The sequence below is a fragment of the Sphingopyxis sp. Q841 genome (genome assembly GCF_052384365.1).
Classification (GTDB): domain Bacteria; phylum Pseudomonadota; class Alphaproteobacteria; order Sphingomonadales; family Sphingomonadaceae; genus Sphingopyxis; species Sphingopyxis terrae_A.
On record NZ_JBQSUM010000001.1, the window covers coordinates 1,877,332 to 1,893,761 of the forward strand.

16 protein-coding genes and 1 tRNA gene are annotated in these 16,430 nt (G+C 65.8%); 6 read left to right on the top strand and 11 right to left on the bottom strand.

What is annotated here, in order from left to right; translation table 11 throughout:
* The first annotated feature begins 4 nt into the window (after positions 1 to 4).
* From ACT17R_RS09375 to nudC, 3 genes are read left to right on the top strand one after another with little or no spacing between them, the layout of a single operon-like run.
* A complete protein-coding gene (locus tag ACT17R_RS09375; protein ID WP_444809321.1) occupies positions 5 to 1,033 on the top strand; it encodes an A/G-specific adenine glycosylase in 1,029 nt (342 codons plus the stop codon).
* On the top strand, positions 1,030 to 2,313 hold the full coding sequence (locus ACT17R_RS09380; protein ID WP_444809322.1) for a serine hydrolase domain-containing protein: 1,284 nt from the start codon (positions 1,030 to 1,032) through the stop codon (positions 2,311 to 2,313). The genes ACT17R_RS09375 and ACT17R_RS09380 overlap by 4 nt, the downstream gene beginning before the upstream one ends.
* Positions 2,313 to 3,182 (top strand): NAD(+) diphosphatase, encoded by an 870-nt coding sequence (nudC, locus tag ACT17R_RS09385; protein WP_062901226.1) that lies wholly within the window; start codon positions 2,313 to 2,315, stop codon positions 3,180 to 3,182. The genes ACT17R_RS09380 and nudC overlap by 1 nt, the downstream gene beginning before the upstream one ends.
* 3 nt (positions 3,183 to 3,185) lie before the next feature.
* Here the strand turns inward: nudC and ACT17R_RS09390 are convergent, their stop codons facing one another.
* From ACT17R_RS09390 to ACT17R_RS09400, 3 genes are all read right to left on the bottom strand, one after another.
* The gene (locus tag ACT17R_RS09390) at positions 3,186 to 3,629 is read right to left on the bottom strand and encodes a DUF2497 domain-containing protein (RefSeq protein ID WP_062901225.1); all 444 of its coding nucleotides are present in this window, start codon (positions 3,627 to 3,629) and stop codon (positions 3,186 to 3,188) included.
* 74 nt (positions 3,630 to 3,703) lie between these two features.
* A complete protein-coding gene (locus ACT17R_RS09395; RefSeq protein ID WP_186401359.1) occupies positions 3,704 to 5,188 on the bottom strand; it encodes a TolC family outer membrane protein in 1,485 nt (494 codons plus the stop codon).
* A 32-nt stretch (positions 5,189 to 5,220) separates the two neighbouring features.
* A complete protein-coding gene (locus ACT17R_RS09400; protein WP_444809323.1) occupies positions 5,221 to 5,883 on the bottom strand; it encodes a protein-L-isoaspartate O-methyltransferase family protein in 663 nt (220 codons plus the stop codon).
* Positions 5,884 to 6,150: 267 nt separating this feature from the next.
* Here ACT17R_RS09400 and ACT17R_RS09405 point away from each other — a divergent pair.
* A tRNA-Cys gene (locus ACT17R_RS09405) sits at positions 6,151 to 6,224 on the top strand.
* Between the two features lie 263 nt (positions 6,225 to 6,487).
* On the opposite strand, the gene ACT17R_RS09410 is transcribed toward ACT17R_RS09405, so the two are convergent.
* From ACT17R_RS09410 to ACT17R_RS09430, 5 genes are all read right to left on the bottom strand, one after another.
* Positions 6,488 to 6,778 carry a helix-turn-helix domain-containing protein gene (locus tag ACT17R_RS09410; protein WP_444809324.1) on the bottom strand — a complete coding sequence of 97 codons (291 nt, stop codon included), beginning with the start codon at positions 6,776 to 6,778 and terminating at the stop codon, positions 6,488 to 6,490.
* 9 nt (positions 6,779 to 6,787) lie between these two features.
* Complete coding sequence (locus ACT17R_RS09415; RefSeq protein ID WP_444809325.1) at positions 6,788 to 7,117, bottom strand: type II toxin-antitoxin system RelE/ParE family toxin; 330 nt, start codon at positions 7,115 to 7,117, stop codon at positions 6,788 to 6,790.
* Between the two features lie 756 nt (positions 7,118 to 7,873).
* Positions 7,874 to 8,551, bottom strand: a complete 678-nt coding sequence (locus ACT17R_RS09420; RefSeq protein ID WP_263588136.1) for a hypothetical protein — start codon at positions 8,549 to 8,551, stop codon at positions 7,874 to 7,876.
* 356 nt (positions 8,552 to 8,907) lie between these two features.
* Positions 8,908 to 9,273: a hypothetical protein gene (locus tag ACT17R_RS09425; protein ID WP_444809326.1), complete on the bottom strand. Its 366-nt coding sequence runs from the start codon at positions 9,271 to 9,273 to the stop codon at positions 8,908 to 8,910.
* 308 nt (positions 9,274 to 9,581) lie between these two features.
* Positions 9,582 to 10,052, bottom strand: a complete 471-nt coding sequence (locus tag ACT17R_RS09430) for an Lrp/AsnC family transcriptional regulator (RefSeq protein ID WP_234179318.1) — start codon at positions 10,050 to 10,052, stop codon at positions 9,582 to 9,584.
* A gap of 97 nt (positions 10,053 to 10,149) precedes the next feature.
* On the opposite strand from ACT17R_RS09430, the gene putA reads away from it, so the two are divergent.
* The gene (putA, locus tag ACT17R_RS09435) at positions 10,150 to 13,242 is read left to right on the top strand and encodes a bifunctional proline dehydrogenase/L-glutamate gamma-semialdehyde dehydrogenase PutA (protein WP_444809327.1); all 3,093 of its coding nucleotides are present in this window, start codon (positions 10,150 to 10,152) and stop codon (positions 13,240 to 13,242) included.
* Positions 13,243 to 13,254: 12 nt separating this feature from the next.
* Here putA and ACT17R_RS09440 read toward each other — a convergent pair whose 3' ends face one another.
* Genes ACT17R_RS09440 through ACT17R_RS09450 form a run of 3 tightly spaced genes read right to left on the bottom strand, consistent with a single transcriptional unit; the run spans position 13,255 to position 14,873 of the window.
* A complete protein-coding gene (locus tag ACT17R_RS09440) occupies positions 13,255 to 13,545 on the bottom strand; it encodes a hypothetical protein (protein WP_263588140.1) in 291 nt (96 codons plus the stop codon).
* 42 nt (positions 13,546 to 13,587) lie between these two features.
* Entirely contained in the window at positions 13,588 to 13,923 is a 336-nt protein-coding gene (locus tag ACT17R_RS09445; protein ID WP_444809328.1) for a hypothetical protein, read from the bottom strand.
* Between the two features lie 23 nt (positions 13,924 to 13,946).
* Complete coding sequence (locus tag ACT17R_RS09450; protein ID WP_234179314.1) at positions 13,947 to 14,873, bottom strand: tetratricopeptide repeat protein; 927 nt, start codon at positions 14,871 to 14,873, stop codon at positions 13,947 to 13,949.
* Positions 14,874 to 15,039: 166 nt separating this feature from the next.
* Between ACT17R_RS09450 and gdhA the strand changes: the two genes are divergently transcribed.
* Positions 15,040 to 16,395, top strand: coding sequence for an NADP-specific glutamate dehydrogenase (gdhA, locus tag ACT17R_RS09455; protein ID WP_003046570.1), 1,356 nt, complete (start codon positions 15,040 to 15,042; stop codon positions 16,393 to 16,395).
* The last annotated feature ends 35 nt before the right edge of the window (positions 16,396 to 16,430 follow it).

A 16,430-nucleotide genomic window follows, 5' to 3' on the forward strand; every position in this document is an offset into this window, starting at 1 on the left:
CCAGATGCCAGACCCCGATATCGCGGCCGACGCGGATTTCGCGCCGCGGCTGCTCGCCTGGTACGACCATGCGGCGCGCATCCTACCCTGGCGTATCGCGCCAGGGAGCGTGGTGACGCCCGATCCCTACCGCATCTGGCTCGCCGAAGTGATGCTGCAACAAACGACCGTTGCCGCCGTCGCAGGCTATTTCGCCCGCTTTACCGAGAGTTGGCCGAGCGTCGCCGATCTCGCGGCGGCCGACGACGCGGACGTCATGGCGGCGTGGGCGGGCCTTGGATATTATGCCCGTGCGCGGAACCTGCTCGCCTGCGCGCGGGCGGTGGTCGCCGATCATGACGGCCTTTTTCCGGCTAGCGAGGCGGGCTTGCGCGCCTTGCCGGGCGTTGGCGATTACACCGCGGCGGCGGTCGCGGCGATCGCCTTCGGCCGCCCCGCGGTCGTCGTCGACGCCAATATCGAGCGGGTGATTGCGCGCCACCGGCTGATCACCACGCCGCTGCCGACCGCAAAGCGCGCGATCCGTGCCGCGCTGGCGCCGCTCGTTCCGCGCGATCGCCCCGGCGACTTCGCGCAGGCTCTCATGGATCTGGGCGCAACGATCTGCACGCCGCGCAGCCCCGCCTGCACCCGCTGTCCTGTCGCCGCCGACTGCGCCGCATTTGCGGCCGGCACCGCCGAATCCCTGCCGGTCAAGCCGCCCAAAAGGGCGAAGCCGCAACGCCACGGAAGCGCCTGGTGGATCGAATCGGATGCGCGGCTGTGGCTGGTACGGCGCCCCGACAAGGGAATGCTCGGCGGGATGCGGGCATTGCCCGGCAGTACGTGGGACGAGCCGCCCGCATCCGATGACGGAGCCGTCTCCGTGCGGCACGGCTTCACCCATTTCGACCTCACATTGACGCTCGTCCGGCGCGGAGTTGAGGATGCCGCAGGGGAAGGTGAGTGGTGGCCGATTTCGGCGCTTGACGCGGCGGGTCTGCCGACGCTGTATCGCAAACTGGTCGACAAGATGCGGGAGAGTGACCGATGACGATGATGATTTCGCGCCGCGCGCTGCTAGGCAGCCTGGCGCTGGGGGGCAGCGCGACGCTGTTGCCGCGCGCCGCCTTCGCCTGGACCAATGCCGAGGCGCTCTATCCGGCGACCTACGCCTTCATCAAGGGATTCGTGGACCGCCGCGAACTCGCCGGCGCTATCGCTGCGATAGGCAAGGATCAGGCGCCGCCCGACTATCTGGGCGCAGGCAAGCAGGCGATGGATTCGCAGCGCGCTGTGGCTCCGGACACGATCTGGCGCCTCTATTCGATGACCAAGCCGGTCACTGGCATGGCGGCCATGCTGCTGATCGAGGACGGCAAGATGACGCTGGATCAGCCGATCGCCGATTTCCTGCCGGCCTTTGCGGCGATGAAGGTGCAGAACACTCCAGACGGATCGATCACCGACGTGCACCCCGCGAGGGGGCCGATCACGGTCCGCCAGCTTCTCACCCACACCGCCGGGCTCGGCTATAATATTGTCCAGAAGGGGCCGCTCCGCGACGCCTATAACGAGGCGGGGATATTGGGCGGGCAGGTCAGCCGTCTGCCGATTCCAGGCTTCCCGCCGACCACCCCCGCGCCGAGCCTGGAGGTTTTCGCCGACCGGCTCGCGACGCTGCCGCTCGTCTATGAGCCCGGCACTCGCTGGAGCTATTCGGTCGGGCTCGACCTGATGGGCCGCGTGATCGAGGTCGTCTCGGGTCAGCCCTTCGACGTCTTTCTGAAGGCGCGCATTTTCGATCCGCTCGGGATGGCGAGCACCGGTTTTCGCGTTACCGGCGACGAAGAAGCGCGGTTGTCGACCAACTATGCGCCGCTGGGCGGCGTGCTGCTGCCGATCGACCCCGCGACGAGCTCGATCTACCTCGACCCGCCGCCGATGCCCTATGGCGGCGGCGGTCTCGTTTCGACAGCGCGCGATTACGACCGGTTCCTCGCCATGCTGCTCGGCGAAGGTGAAACCGGCGGCGTGCGGATCATGAAGCCCGAAACCGCGCGGCTCGGAATGTCGAACCTGCTCGCCGATTCGGTTGATCGCAAGAATACGTTCATCGACGGTGAGGGCTTTGGCGCCGGCGGCCGCGTGTCGCTCGCCGGATCGCCGACCGGTGAGGGCGTTTATGGGTGGGGCGGTGCGGCCGGCACCATCGCCTTTGTCGATCGCCGCCGCGGCTATCGCGTCGGCGGCTATACCCAATATATGCCGTCGGAGGCGCTGCCCTTCCAACGCGACTTCGGCAAGGCCTTTTACAAGGATGTGATGGCCTGATGCCGCTGCCGCTCGGCTTTACCGGGGCGCGGCTCGACCGCGCCGACCGGCTCCGCACCGATCCCGATGCTTTCGCGGCGGCGATCGCCGATCCGCGCGCGACCTGCCTGCTGCTTGACGGCATCGATCCGGTGCCGGGCAGCGGCGGCGGGCTGATATGGGAAGCGCTTGATCCGGCCGACGAGCGTGCGCTGTTGCTGCTCGGGATCGACGATAGCGGCGCCCCCCGCTTCGTGCGCGAGGCACATGCCGGAGGGCGCGTCGATGCGCGTTCGCGCACCGTGATGCGGCTGCTCCCGATGCTGTCGCCCGAAGAAGCGGCGCTCTATGGCGGCGCGCGCAGCCTCGTCGACTGGCACGCGCGGCACCGGTTCTGCGCCGTTTGCGGTTCACCGACCGAATTGTTCCGGGGCGGCTGGGGTCGCCGCTGCGCCTCTTGCGGGGCGGAACATTTCCCACGCGTCGACCCCGTTGTCATCATGCTCGCCGAATATGATGGCCGCGTGCTGCTCGGCCGCCAGCCCGGCTTCCCGCCGGGCTTCTTTTCGGCTCTCGCGGGCTTCGTCGAGCCGGGTGAATCGCTTGAGGAAGCGGTGGCGCGCGAATTGTTCGAGGAAGCGGGCATCGCCGTGTCCGATGTATCTTATGTGGCGAGCCAGCCCTGGCCCTTCCCCTCGTCGCTGATGATCGGGTGCCGCGCGGTCGCGCGCGACGCCGCGTTGACGATCGACACCACCGAACTTGAAGCGGCGATGTGGGTCGACCGTGCGGAGGTGCGCGCGGCGCTCGCCGGCGACATGGGCGCGAGCTTCATGGCACCGCCGCCGCTGGCGATCGCGCGCTATCTGCTGGAGGATTGGGCGGCCTGAGCCTTAGAGGCGCTTGCCGGTGATGCGGCTGATTTCGCGCGCCACCATCGATTCGACCATCGCCGGCAGATTGGCGTCGAGCCATTGCTTGAGCATCGGCCGCATCGCGTCGACGACGACATCCTCGAGGCTGCGTCCCCCTGCGGGCACCGTCGCGGCGGCCGCGGCCGCGGCTGGCGCCATCGCGGCGGTGAGCGCTTCGAGCGACTGACGCGCGGCATCGGCGCTGGCAACCGACACCAGCTCTTCCTGCGCGGTCGCGGCGCCGCTGTCGTCAAGGGCTGATTCGGCGACGGCGTCTTCTTCCTCTTCGTTGAGGTCGAGAATATCCTCGCTCGGCACCGCCGCACGCTGCGCGCGCGCCCCAGGGGCCTCGTCACGCGCGATGACGCGCCGGATCGACGACAAAATGTCTTCCATCGATGGCTCCCGCGACATGTCGCCCATGCTTGCCCCCTAAGTTCCACCGGAAATACCGGTTAACCATGTTCATACCGGCGCGCGGGCGGGCTTGCCAAGTCTTATTGTTGGGGAAGCGGCTCCACGGCAGGCACGCTGGCATCGGCGGCGGGAACGCTGCGCGTATCGGTGGCCTGCTGCTGCGGCTTCGGATCGTCGGCCCAATCCCAGATCTGACCGCGAACACGGCGATAATTTACCGCCGGATCATAGAGCGCGCCGCCCTCGATCCCCAGGTCGCGCGCTTCGGCCTTGCCCATCGCGGCGAGGACCGAGAAAGCCGCGACATAGCTGTTGCGCTTCGCCGAGACGAGCTGGACCTGCGCGTTCAGATATTCTTGTTCGGCATTCAATATGTCGAGGATCGAGCGCGTGCCGACGCTGTTTTCGGCGCGCACCCCCTCGAGCGACAGGGCATTGGCGCCCACCGCCTGCTCGGTCGCGGCGATGACGCGCTCGTTCGCCTGCCACGCGGCATAGGCCCCGCGCGTCTGCGCGATCACGTCGCGTTCGGTGGCAACATAGGTTTCAATCGCCTGGCTGCTGCGCGATTGCGCCTGGCGCACCTGGGCCGACGGGCGGCCGCCCTGAAAGATCGGCAGCGTCAGCGACAGGCCGGCGGCGGCGCTCTTCGTCGTATTCTCGGCCACGGTGTTGCCGGCAGGAATCGAATGGAGATTATTGTTGTAGCCGCCCCCCAGCGTCGCCGACAGTTTGGGCATGCGGGCGGCCCGCGCAGCGCCGATGTCGGCGCGCGATGCGTTGATGCGCTGGTTTGCCGCTTCGATGTCGGGATTGTTGTTGAGCGCGATCGCGACCGCATCCTCAACCGATTGGGGGAGATTGGGTAGCGCCGGCGGCGGCTGGAGGTCGACCGGCGCATCGCCGACCAGCTTCACATAATTTTCGCGGCTGCGAATCAGATTGGCTTCGGCGCCGCGCAGGTCGCCCTCGGCCAGCGCAAGCCGGGCCTGCGACTGGGCGACGTCGGTGCGCGTCAGATCGCCGATCTCGAAGCGGTCACTCGATGCCTGCAAATTGGTCTTGAGGACCGCCACATTCTTCTGATTGAGCTGGACGATCGCCTGGTCGCGGATCACGTCCATATAGGCGCCCACGACCTGCGAGAAAATGCTCGCTTCGGTTGCGCGCAGATCGGACTGCCCGGCCTCGACGCGATATTCGGCCGCCTTCACCGCGTTGCGCACCGCGCCGCCCTGATAGATCGGCACGCTGAGCTGGCTGCCTGCGGACAGGACGCGGCCCGGCGAAACGAAGCTGTTGCCCGGGATGACCAGATTTTCCTGATAATCGACGCTGGCACCGACCGAGGGCAGGCCCGATGCCTTCTGGATCGGAACATTCTCGTCATTCGCGCGCTGTCCGGCGCGCGCCGCCGTCAGCGTCGGATTATTCTCATAGGCTTTGGCGAGCGCGCCCTGCAGCGTCTCGGCCTGCGCCTGCGACGACAGCGCCAGCGCGCCGAGCGCCATGCCCGCCAGCCAGCGGGCGCGTCGTCCGGTCATTTTTGTGTCGATGTCGTGCATGATATGGTTCAGCCTGAAGGGAGGGGGGGCTCTCAGAAGCGAAAACCCTTGGGGGCCTCGAAACCCGGAAGCGCCGCGACATCCATGTCGGCAAAGGCGCGCAGCGCAAGCGTGCCGGCGGTCTTGACGCCCTGGACAAGCCGAGTGACGCTGCCTTCGCGCCGCGCGCCGACCAGCTTGCCGCCTTCGGCGAGCTGCGCTGCCAACGCGTCGGGAAGCTGTTCGATCGCGCCGTCGATCAGGATGCGGTCGACGGGCGCTTCGCCGGGCGCGCCTGCGGCCAGCGGACCTTCGACCCAGCGAATCGCGGGATTGTCGGTTGCGGCGCGGGCGGCGGCGAGCAGGTCGGCCTGCTCCTCGACCGCGACGACCGACGCACCGAGCGCCGCGAGCAGCGCGGCGGTGTAGCCCGTCGCCGCACCGATCAGCAGCACGCGCTGGCCCGGCCGGATATCGGCGGCGACCAGCAGGCGGCCGGTGACGAGCGGCGCGTTGAGCGCGCGGCCGTGACCCAGCGCGATCGCGCGGTCCATATAGGCGACGCTCGCCAACGCCGCGGGAACATGCGCCTCGCGCGCCACGCTGCCCATCGCCGCGACGACCGCCGGGTCGATCACGTCATTGGTTCTCAGCTGGCTATCGATCATCGCAGCCCGCATGTCCGCAGCAGTCACTTCGTTCAATTTCGTCGCCATCAGCCTGTTTTCCGATTCTGGGGCCCTGAAGCTTGGGGCCGTTCTAGCCGAACCGATGCTGTGTTGCAATACTAATACAGCATCGCGCGGCGCTGCGTCGCGCATAGCTGGCCGCGTTGGTGGCGCCAACCCCGCATTGCGCGAAAATGCGTGCGAAATGGAGTGGGCCTTGGCGAATCCTTGACAAGCCCGCCAAAGCCCCGCACTAGCGGCGCCGTCCAACACCCGGCCCGGCCCGCGACACAGCGGCCGCGGCGTTCGGCGCGAGGCCCGATGGCGGAGTGGTGACGCAGCGGACTGCAAATCCGTATACGCCGGTTCGATTCCGGCTCGGGCCTCCAACCATATCTGATAAACCGACAGAAGCGCTATTGCCGCGCCCAAGGGGCGCAATTGCGCGCACGTCGTGCAAGCTCGAGCGTCGCTGCCTTCCCGCAGATTGACGATCGAGGCCGGCGAAGAAGAGGCATCGAAAGCCATCGAATTTGCGCTCGACCAGCACGCCGGCAGGATCCGGCATCACGCCAGCCCAGCGCCCGGCCAGCATGCAGAGCTCGGTCGGCCTGGCCTTGGCAAAAGATCGAGGCGCAAGCGCGCTCACAGGTCAGGCTAGCTTTGCGAGCAGCTTAAGCGCGGCGTCGGGGTCCGCGTCCACGATGCCGAGCAGCGCGCGGGCAGGACCTTCCGGGCTACGCCTGCCTTGCTCCCAATCACGCAGGGTTGCGGCGCTGATCCGCAGCCGCCCAGCGAACTCTGCCTGCGACAGCTTGGTCTTGCTGCGGATGGCCTTCACGTCTGGACCTGCCGCCACGCGGCCGCGCGCGACCTCGCCCTCAGCGAAGGCGATCGCGTCGTTTAGGCCAGCGGCGATCTTGTCGAATGCACCTTTTGCCATGTGAACCTCCTACAGCGTGCTCTTGAGCATTTTCGTGAGGGCAGCGAGAGCATTGCGCTCGCCCTTCGATAGCGAAACCTTCTCGCCCTTCCCGAAGACGGTGAGAAGAAAAGCAGGCACGTCCTCGCCTGCGAAATAGGTGATGACACGATAGCCGCCCGACTTTCCTTTGCCGGGCTTCGCAACGCGAAGTTTGCGGGCGCCGCCGCATCCCGGCATGATCTCTCCTACCTGAGGATCGGCGGCGATCAGATCGACAATCGCGTCGCGCTCATCTTCCCCCATGCCCGCATCCTTTGCTGCGGCAAGATAGGCATTGGTTTCGATGACCGTGTGCATGCCGAATATATACGGCAATGCCGTAAATCATTCAAGCGGAAAACATCCGGCAATGCCGTATAGCTCAGATCCAGCCGATTGCACGTTAAGCCACGGAATATATGCGGGAAAAATCGCGGGTCCTACCTGAGAGATTTCGAAAGGGAATGCGCTTGAAGACCCCTTTTTTGGCATCAGGGTCGGGTTTCGAAGCGTGGCTAAGTTTAAAGAGCCAGATTGTCTGTCAATGCAGCCCGGTGCGATTGGCGACGCGGCGCTTGCTGGGCTGGTGCTGGCTGGTGCGGAAAGCAATGGTATCGCGGTCGCTGCTCGTGCCTATTGGGGTGTCCTTCATTGTTGAAGGAGCTCAAAGTGAAACTCTCCCAGCCGTATTCTCGCCGCACGATCCGCATGCAGCTTTCGCGGCTGCCCACCGAATGCGAAGTGCCTATTGCCGATCAAACGCGAATTGCAAGCCGACGCCCTCGCATTCGAAAGCCTCGCAAAGCGCCGGCTGGCTGACGAGTATGACGCTGCACAGAAACGCGGCGAGGTCGCGACAGCCGGGGGCGACAAGAGCAAACTTCCGAACGAGAGTTTTGCTACCGTCGCTGACATGGGCCTGACCCACAAGGACGTTCACGAAGCCCCCGCCGTCCGCGATGCCGAGGCTGCGTACCCCGGCGCCGCTCGGCGTGCGCTCGACAGGTTCGCCAAGCAGCCGGGGAGAGATTTAGGCGCAAGCGTCCGCTGGGACGCGCCGAGCTGCAATCGGGGTTATTGCTGGCCCGACGAGCCGGCGGCGTCGGCTGCCAGGGCGGCCGGTGTGACGGTCGGAACCGTCATCGGCGCCGCTGCGGCCGGCAGCTGAAGCGGGGCAGGCGCAGCATTAGCGAATGCCAGCTCCACGTCCTCATCGATGAACCCGCCGACCGTGCCACCCTTTGGAAGCGTGGCGCTTGTCCCGGTCACGAAGAACCCAGCGATCGGCACCAATGCGACGGCGCCGACAACGCCAGCGGTCCCGGTCACGCCCTTGTCATCGAAGGTCCCGGTCAATCGGATCTGGCGACCATTGACGCGCAGATACAGGATGCGCGCGTCGAGCTTGCCCGACTTCCCCCACATGCCCTTGTTGCGAACATTGGTGATCTCGCCCCAGGCGGGCGTGCCTGCCGGAATCACGGTCACGCTATTGACGACGACCGGCTCTGCGACTTCCATCATGAAGCGCTGGCCGACGCGCGCGGCTTTCTTCTTCGTCGTGACTTCTTCCATCAGGCGTAGCGCAACCGGCGTCCCAGCGCGCAGGACGGCGTTATTCGTCGCAGCTGGCGTGATAACAGCTGCCGTAGGCGCGACGGTGGCCGCAGGCGCCGTAGCGGCGTCCTGAGCGCAAGCAACGGACGCGCAGACGGAAAGAGCCGCCGTAGCGGCAACAAATGCGTATTTCATAGACCCACTCCCCCAAAAGGTGGCGAGACTATATCGGGACGGATCAATAGGCGTTCAGAATTTGCCTCCAATTTGAACCTAATAGCACAAAAAGGCCGACCCCGATGTCGCAGCCGGCCAGTGTGCCTGCGTGAATGCCGCCCCTTCTGAGCGCGCAGGGGTAGGGAAAGGGGCAGCCGGTCGCATCGAAGAACGACCGACTGCCCGAGCGCCGCGGCGGGAAACCAGAAAACCACCGCGGCGGCGGACCCGGGAGAAGGTGCCCCGGGCGACGAACTTATCCAGGGCCGCGCCGATGAGCCGAGGCGCGACCCCGGACCGGACTGGCGCAAAAGGAAAAGCCAGCCGGGATTCTGTCAGGGCGCAGTGATTTCGGTCGGCTTCGTCACGCGGACCGCCGGGCCTTTGTCGGAAAGCGCCTCGATCATGGCGACGATTTCCGGGCGAACGGGCAGGGTGCGATTATACCGAAGAAGCGCGCCACCGTCTGTCAACCCATCGACCACTTTCCGCGCGGCGCTTGCCTCGGTCGCCCCGCAGCGCATACCGACGGCGACAGCCTCGATGCTGGCGAATGCGTCGACGATCAACTTTGCGTGTTCGGAGGCTTCGGCCATCAGGCTGTCGAGCACAGCCTGCGCATCGGCGCGGATGGTGTGGAGGGAGCCGTCGCGGGCCGGTTGCAGGTCAAGGCGCAGCTCGCGCGCCTGCGCGTTGAGCACACCGATAAAAGCAAGGCAGAAAAAGCCATGGCGAAATATTGCAAGGACGCAACGATGAGTGCGAGGCGGTGTCCTGGTCGTCCAACAGCAAGGTGGCACTATCGGTCGATGCGGGTGGTGGCCCGCATGTGACCTGGACGGCTTGGCCGAACGATCTCGAGAAGGCCGTCGCGAAGGACTGTGCTGCACAGTCCCTCGAATGCCGGATCGTGGCGAAAATCGATTCGCGCCTGCCGTCTACCGGGCGAACCGACGTGAAATAAGAAAGAGATCCTGGCCGGGATGCGGCAGCGGCGCAGACCGGCGGCTCAGCGCGCCGATTCGCAGATCGTTTCCATCGCGACGAAGGTCGAGGTGCTCGCGACATGCGGCAGGCTGGAGATTTTCTCGCCCAACACGATGCGATAGCGGCGGATGTCGAGGGTACGCACCTTCAGGAGATAGTCGAAGCTGCTCGCGATCATGTGGCATTCCTCGACCTCGGGAATCCGCCGCACCGCGTCGTTGAAGCGGCGTAGCGCCTCCTCGCGCGTGTCGGACAGCTTGACCTCGGTAAAGGCCACATGGTCGAGCCCCAGCTTGGCGGGGTCAACGATCGCGCGAAAGCCGGTGATCAGCCCGCAATCGACCAGTCGTTTGACGCGCTGCTGGCACGGCGTCTTCGACAGGCCGACGCGCTGCGCCAGTTCGGTGTAGGTCATCCGCCCGTCGCGGCCCAATATTGCGATGATCTTGCGATCAAATTCGTCCAGATCGACCATGATTTTCGAGTTTGCCATACTAATTGCCTAATATGACGCCGATAATAGGTCAAAAGATAAACGTAGGCGCGCGATTGAAGGCGGATTGCCTTTGCAGCGCATGCTATCATACGCCATGACCCAGCCGACCGACCGCGCCGCCATCCGCGCCCTCGCCCGCCGTTCCGAAGCCGACCTTGTCGCCGATCTGCGGACCCAGCTTGCCCGCTCGCCCGCCACCCTCGACGCGGTGACGCGGCGGGGGCTCGCGCTCATCCGCAAGGCGAAGGCCGAGGGTGAGCGCGAGACGCTCGTCGCGCAGCTCATGAATCGCTACCGCCTGTCGACCGAGGAAGGCGTCGTGCTGATGTGCCTTGCCGAAGCGCTGCTGCGCGTTCCCGACAGCGCGACCGCCAATGCGCTGATCCGCGACAAGATCGCCGGACGTCATTGGCGCGAGGGCGAGGATGAGGACAGCCCGCTGGTTGTCGCGTTGTCGGCGCGCGGCCTGTCGCTGGGCTCGGCGACGCTGATGCTCGGCGCGATGGGCAGCAAGGCGAACCCGCTCACCCTGCTCAAGTCGATGATCCGCCGCTCGGGCGAGCCGGTGATCCGCCAGGCGGCGCTCGCGGCGATGAAGCTGCTCGGCCAGCAGTTCGTGATGGGCGAAACGATCGACGCCGCGGTGCGGCGTGCCGACAAGGACAAGGGCGAACTCGCCAGCTTCGACATGCTCGGCGAAGCGGCGCGCACCGCAGAGGATGCGCGGCGCTATTATGACAGCTATGCCGCGGCGATCGCGCGCATCGGCCGCGATGCGAAGCCGGGCGACCCGTTTGCCAACCACGGCATTTCGATCAAGCTGTCGGCGCTCCACCCGCGTTACGAATATCTGCAGGCCGAGCGCGTTCGCGAAGAATTGATCCCCGATGTTATCGCGCTCGCCCGCGCCGCGCGCGGCGTCAACATTCCGCTGATGATCGATGCCGAGGAAAGCGACCGGCTCGAACCGCATCTCGACGTTTATGGCGCGCTGATCGACGCGGGGCTCGCCGACGGCTGGACCGGGCTCGGCATCGTGATCCAGGCCTATCAGAAGCGCGCGAGCGAGGCGATCCGCTGGGTTGCCGCCAAGGCGCGCGCGCGGGGCGTCATGCTGTCGATGCGGCTGGTCAAGGGCGCCTATTGGGATACCGAGATCAAGCGCGCGCAGACGATGGGGCTGGGCGATTTTCCGGTCTTCACCGCAAAGAACCACACCGACCTCAACTATATGGCGTGCGCGCAGATATTGCGCGAGCATCAGGATTGCATCTTCCCGGCCTTTGCGACGCATAATGCGATGACGCTGGCCTTCATCGCCGAACTGTTCGACGGCGCCGATTACGAACTGCAGCGGCTGCACGGCATGGGTGAAGGCGCGCATGATGCGATCGTTGCGCTGTCGCCGCCGCCGCGCCCGGTACGCGTCTATGCGCCCGTGGGCACCCACCGCGACCTGCTCGCCTATCTCGTCCGCCGCCTGCTCGAAAATGGCGCGAACAGCAGTTTCGTGCACCAGTTTTCGGACCCCGACGTGACCGCCGAAGAGCTGGCGGTCGACCCGCGCAGCATCGCGAGCGTGCCGTCGAAGCTCCCCACCGGGCTCCAGCTTTTCGATCCCGTCCGGCGCAATTCGCGCGGCTATGACCTTGGCGAACCCGGCGTGCCCGAGGCGCTGGCGGCCGCGATTGCCGGGGCGCGGGACAGCGGGCGCATCGCGGCGCCGATCGTCAGCGGCACGGCAGCGGCGGGCACCGCCGAAGCGGTGCGCAATCCCGCAACTGGCGCTGTCGTCGGTCATGTGATCGAGGCCGATGCCGATATGGTCGATGCGGCCGTCGCCGCCGCGCGCGCGGCGCAGGGCGACTGGAGTCTTGCCGGCGGCGCTTTCCGCGCCGAACGGCTCGAACGCGCGGCCGATCTGCTCGAGGAACGCGATGCTCTCTTTCTGGGGCTGGCGATCGACGAGGCGGGCAAGACGCTCGTCGATGCGGTGGCCGAAGTGCGCGAGGCGGTCGACTTCCTGCGCTATTATGCCGCCCAGGCACGCGCCGATTTCACCTACCCCGTCGCGCTGCCCGGCCCGACCGGCGAGCGCAACGAACTGATCCTCGAAGGCAAGGGCGTCTTCGTTGCCATCAGCCCGTGGAATTTCCCGCTGGCGATCTTTCTGGGGCAGGTCTCGGCGGCGCTCGCCGCGGGCAACGCGGTGCTGGCGAAGCCCGCCGAACAGACGCCGCTGATCGCGCATGCCGCGATAGAATTGCTGCTCGAGGCTGGGGTGCCCGCCGATGTGTTGGCATTTCTCCCCGGTCGCGGCGAAACGGTGGGCGCAGCGCTGACCGGTCATGACGATATCATCGGCGTCGCCTTCACCGGATCGACCGAGGTTGCGCGCGCGATCAACCGCAGCCTCGCGGGGCGTGACGGTCCGATCGCGACGCTGATCGCCGAAACCGGCGGTGCCAACGCGATGATCGTCGATTCGACCGCGCTTCCCGAACAGGTCGCCCGTGACGCCGTCGCCAGCGCTTTCCAATCGGCGGGCCAGCGCTGTTCGGCGCTTCGCCTGCTTTGCGTGCAAGAGGATGTCGCCGAGACGATGATCGACATGGTCGCGGGCGCGATGGCCGAACTCAACATCGGCGACCCCGCTATCCTCGCGACCGATGTCGGTCCGATCATCGATGCCGAGGCGCAAGCGAACATCGCGGCTTATGTCGCGGATGCACGCGCCGCGGGCCGCGTGATCGCAGAGGCGGCGCGCACCGATTGGCCGGCGGGCGGTACCTTCGTACCGCCGACGATGATCCGCCTCGATCATGTCACCGATCTCAGGCGCGAGATTTTCGGACCGGTGCTGCATGTCGCGACATGGAAAGGCGGCGAGCTCGACGCGCTGATCGACGCGATCAACGCCTCGGGCTATGGCCTGACGCTGGGCGTCCACACACGGATCGACGGCGTCGCGGCGCATGTCGCGGCGCGCGCGGCGGTCGGCAATGTCTATGTCAACCGCAACCAGATCGGCGCGATCGTTGGATCGCAGCCCTTCGGCGGCCGCGGTCTGTCAGGCACGGGGCCGAAGGCCGGTGGCCCGCATTATCTGCACCGTTTCGCCGAGGAAAAATCGATCTCGACCGACATCACCGCCGCAGGCGGCAATGCGGCGCTGATGGCGGGTTAGGGTAGCTTCGGGTCAGGGAGCGGCCTTCAACTGCATCGCTAAAGCGCGCGCGCGGCGCATCTGGACCGCCGCGTCGACGGGCGGCTTCGCCTCGTCATAGGCGTTAACCGACAGCAGCTTGCCTGCGACCGAGGTCAGGCAGGCCCCCGCGACTATGGGGAGCGTTTTTCCGTCGGTGGCCACGTTCAGCGAACCGCCAAGATAGGCGCAGCTCGTGTCGACGCCATGCGGGCGCAGGGCGCCGGATATCGCGATATCCGTCCCCAGCGCGCTGCTTACGTCCTTCGACGCATTTTTCAGCAACGCGTCCGAAGTTTCACCCGATCGCCATTCGGCCTTGCCAATCTAGGCCTCCATCAGCTTGAGGAATTCGGCGCGTTCCATAACGACGTCTATCGTCTCGCGCGCCGCCTTGATCAGGAAATAGTCGGCGCCGAATCCTTGCGGATGGTTTTGGCGATCGCACCGGATCAGCATGATCAAGGTGAAATTCTGCGTGTCACCCGTGGCAAGCAGATCGCTGGCTTCCTTGTTCCTGCCCTTGGGAACGCAATATCCTTCGGGCGCGAGTCCCGTCAGCTGTTCGCCGCCGATTTCCAGCACAAAGCTCTCGCGTGCGGCTGCGGTCGGTGCGGCGGCGGCCATGGCCATTATACCGGCCAATATCATCACGGATTTCACGACTATCTCCCCCTGCTAAAAAATCAGGTCCCCGGCACCCCGAGCATCTGCGCCTGCGCCTTCAGCCTTTGTGCCGCACCAGGATTGGCGGCGAGCGCGTCTTTCAGTGCCTGCGCCGCTTTTGCGGTTTCGCCGAGCGTCATCCGGCTGCGCATCAGCATGATCCAGCGGTCGACGTCCGCCGGATTTGCTTTCAGCTTGGCCTCCAGCCCGTCGACCATCCCCACGATCATCGCGTCCTGCTGCCCCTTGGGAAGCTGCGAGGCGGCTTCCATGTCGGCGCGGCTGGGGCCGGGGATTGCGCGCGCGGCGACGGGCATCTCGTCGGCCTTGAGCGCGCGCGGCTGCGTCGCGGCGAGGCGCGGGGCGACGTCGATCTTGTTGATCGCGCCGACCTGCTCGATCGTGCGGCGCAGGTCGGCCTCCCACGGAGCGCCCTGCGGCGTGTCGGCGAGCAGCGCGAACCATTCGTCGATCGCCCCCTTGTGATCGCCGGCGATATCCTTCTTCACTGCCATGAAATAGCGTGCGCGCGGATCTCTGGGATTGAGCGCGATCGCCTTGTCAAAGGCTTCGGCCGCGGCGGCGGGCATCGGATCGCGCGGACTTGCCATCACGCGCGCCTCGCCAAGCGCCGACCATAGCCCAGCCGACTCGGGCGCGATCGCGACCGATTTTTCATAAGCTGCGGCGGCGCCGGGATAATCGCCAAGGTCGAAACGCGCGGCACCGAGCGCCATCCACGCGTCGGCGCTTTGCGGTTCGCGCCGTGTCCGGTCCTCGATTGCGGCAAGCTGTGCATCGGGTGACGCTGCGGCCGTCGGCGCGGGCGCCGCGGCATAATTGGCGGAATCGCGCCAGATCGCGTAGCCGATCGCGCCGGCGAGCAGGAGGAAGGCGGCGATCAGGATCGCACGGTTCGTCGTCGACATGGCCTTGGTTTCGCTCATTCCATCCCCCGAATATTCGCCGCGGCGAAATCGCGCGCGACGGTGCCGCGCCATATTGCCTTTGGCGGGCAAAGGTGTAGCCTCTGTCGGGCGAGGTCGGTCAACGATAAAATCGTAAAACAGGGGGTCGCACCGGTTTTCCCAAGTCTTTGCGTGGGAGGGGTGCATGGCGGTAGCGGATCACGTCGATTTTCCGACGTTCATGGAAGGTGTGAAGCGGCGCAACCCGGGCCAGCCCGAGTTCGTCCAGGCGGTGCAGGAAGTCGCCGAGGATATTTTCGACTTCATCGCCGACAAGGAAGAATATCACGCGCAGCAGATATTGCGGCGCATTGCCGAACCCGACCGGGTCGTGTCCTTCCGCGTCTGCTGGGAGGACGACAACGGCAATATCCGCGTCCAGCGCGGCTGGCGGGTTCAGAACAACAATGCCATCGGCCCCTATAAGGGGGGCATCCGCTTTCACCCGAGCGTGACCGAAAGCGTCCTCAAATTCTTGGCGTTCGAACAAACGTTCAAAAATGCGCTCACCGGCCTGCCGATGGGCGGCGGCAAGGGCGGGTCGAACTTCAACCCGAAGGGCAAGAGCGTGCGCGAGATCATGCGCTTCTGCCAGAGCTTCATGACCGAGCTCTATCGCCACATCGGCGCCGACGTCGACGTGCCGGCGGGCGACATCGGCGTCGGCGGACGCGAAATCGGCTTCATGTTCGGCCAGTACAAGCGCATTACCAACGAGTTTACCGGGGTGCTCACCGGCAAAGGCCTTGAATGGGGCGGCTCGCTGATCCGGACCGAGGCGACGGGCTATGGCGCTGTCTATTTCCTCGCAAACATGCTTGCGGCGAAGGGGCAGGATCTCGTCGGCAAGAGCGCGGTGATTTCGGGATCGGGCAATGTCGCGACGCACGCGGCGGAAAAGATCGTGCAGCTGGGCGGCAAGGTGCTCACCCTGTCCGATTCGGGCGGCTTCATCCACGATCCCGACGGCATCACCCAGGAAAAGATCGACTGGGTTAAGGCGCACAAGACGCACCGGCGCGGCCGGATCGAGGATTATTGCGCCGAGTTCAAGAGCGCCACCTTTACCGCGGGCAAAACGCCGTGGGCGGTGCCGTGCGACGTCGCGCTGCCGTGCGCGACGCAGAACGAGCTGAATGGCGATGATGCGAAAATGCTGGTGGCGAACGGCTGCATCGCGGTGAGCGAGGGCGCGAACATGCCGACCGACCTTGCCGGTGTTCATGTCTTCAAGGACGCAAAGATCATGTTCGCGCCCGGCAAGGCGGCCAACGCCGGCGGGGTTGCGGTTTCGGGCCTCGAAATGAGCCAGAACAGCGGCCGGCGCAGCTGGAGCGAAGCCGAGCTGCAACAGATGCTCAAGGATATCATGGCGGGCATCCACGAACGCTGCCTGACCTATGGCGATCAGGGCGGCGGCTATATCGATTATGTGAAGGGCGCGAACATCGCCGGCTTCAAGAAAGTCGCCGACGCGATGCTGGCGTTCGGGGTCGTTTAGGGTAAAAGGCCCTCAGGGCAAAAGGGGACTCGTGG

What these genes read in the sequence shown, in the direction of transcription:
- ACT17R_RS09375 (WP_444809321.1), top strand. Translation starts at nt 5, where the DNA reads ATGCCAGACCCCGATATCGCGGCCGACGCGGATTTCGCGCCGCGGCTG.
- ACT17R_RS09380 (WP_444809322.1), top strand. Translation starts at nt 1,030, where the DNA reads ATGACGATGATGATTTCGCGCCGCGCGCTGCTAGGCAGCCTGGCGCTG.
- nudC (WP_062901226.1), top strand. Translation starts at nt 2,313, where the DNA reads ATGCCGCTGCCGCTCGGCTTTACCGGGGCGCGGCTCGACCGCGCCGAC.
- ACT17R_RS09390 (WP_062901225.1), bottom strand. Translation starts at nt 3,629, where the DNA reads ATGGGCGACATGTCGCGGGAGCCATCGATGGAAGACATTTTGTCGTCG.
- ACT17R_RS09395 (WP_186401359.1), bottom strand. Translation starts at nt 5,188, where the DNA reads ATGCACGACATCGACACAAAAATGACCGGACGACGCGCCCGCTGGCTG.
- ACT17R_RS09400 (WP_444809323.1), bottom strand. Translation starts at nt 5,883, where the DNA reads ATGGCGACGAAATTGAACGAAGTGACTGCTGCGGACATGCGGGCTGCG.
- ACT17R_RS09410 (WP_444809324.1), bottom strand. Translation starts at nt 6,778, where the DNA reads ATGGCAAAAGGTGCATTCGACAAGATCGCCGCTGGCCTAAACGACGCG.
- ACT17R_RS09415 (WP_444809325.1), bottom strand. Translation starts at nt 7,117, where the DNA reads ATGCACACGGTCATCGAAACCAATGCCTATCTTGCCGCAGCAAAGGAT.
- ACT17R_RS09420 (WP_263588136.1), bottom strand. Translation starts at nt 8,551, where the DNA reads ATGAAATACGCATTTGTTGCCGCTACGGCGGCTCTTTCCGTCTGCGCG.
- ACT17R_RS09430 (WP_234179318.1), bottom strand. Translation starts at nt 10,052, where the DNA reads ATGGCAAACTCGAAAATCATGGTCGATCTGGACGAATTTGATCGCAAG.
- putA (WP_444809327.1), top strand. Translation starts at nt 10,150, where the DNA reads ATGACCCAGCCGACCGACCGCGCCGCCATCCGCGCCCTCGCCCGCCGT.
- ACT17R_RS09450 (WP_234179314.1), bottom strand. Translation starts at nt 14,873, where the DNA reads ATGAGCGAAACCAAGGCCATGTCGACGACGAACCGTGCGATCCTGATC.
- gdhA (WP_003046570.1), top strand. Translation starts at nt 15,040, where the DNA reads ATGGCGGTAGCGGATCACGTCGATTTTCCGACGTTCATGGAAGGTGTG.